At 49.4% G+C, this 324-nt stretch carries 2 pseudogenes; both read right to left on the minus strand.

The annotated features are described in order from the left end of the window. A pseudogene (locus P5683_RS26040) lies at positions 1–49 on the minus strand (hypothetical protein); the annotation flags it as partial. Then, positions 36–324, minus strand: a pseudogene (locus P5683_RS26045) (IS607 family transposase); the annotation flags it as partial. The pseudogenes P5683_RS26040 and P5683_RS26045, both read right to left, overlap by 14 nt.

Here is a 324-nt window from a genome sequence, read left to right on the forward strand (position 1 = left end):
GGTTATAGCAATACCGACAAGCGGCCAACCATTTGCGCCAGACTTGATTTAGCTCTGGGCTGGGGTAAATCCGGATCTTCTTTGACCTGAGTTTTGTATTTACTCCGTCCGTATAATCTGGAGCTAAAGCAGTGGAGGAGGGCGAGGATGTCCTCAACCATTTCTGGTTCTGGACTGAGACTTGTCTGGTTGAGAACCATGAGTGAGCACCTGTTTTGCTCACAGAGCCATCGAAACAAGTCAAATCCCCATATTGCCAATCGGTCTTGGTGGGCAACGACAACCATGCGGACATCTCCTGACAAGACTTGTCCCAGTAAGGCA

Origin of the sequence: Limnospira sp. PMC 1279.21 (assembly GCF_032349615.1) — a bacterium.
GTDB classification, from domain to species: Bacteria; Cyanobacteriota; Cyanobacteriia; order Cyanobacteriales; family Microcoleaceae; genus Limnospira; species Limnospira fusiformis.